1 pseudogene is annotated in these 261 nt (G+C 63.2%); it reads left to right on the plus strand.

Annotation, left to right across the window (positions count from 1 at the left end):
* A pseudogene (locus EOD29_RS32735) lies at nt 1–261 on the plus strand (penicillin-binding protein); the annotation flags it as partial.

Genomic DNA, 261 nt, shown 5'->3' on the forward strand with positions numbered 1-261 from the left:
CAACGGCATTGTGACCGCCGGCAAGACCGGTACGACCCAGGCCTATCGCGACGCCTGGTTCGTCGGCTACACCGGCAACTACACCTGCGCCGTCTGGTTCGGCAATGACGACTATACCTCGACCAACGAGATGACCGGCGGCTCGCTGCCGGCGATGACCTTCAAGCGCGCTATGGACTATGCCCATCAGGGTGTGACGCTGCGCGCCATTCCCGGCATCGAAAACCCCCTGCCCTCGGAAAAGGACCTCGCCAAAACCGC

The organism is Mesorhizobium sp. M1A.T.Ca.IN.004.03.1.1 (assembly GCF_003997555.1).
GTDB lineage: Bacteria > Pseudomonadota > Alphaproteobacteria > Rhizobiales > Rhizobiaceae > Mesorhizobium.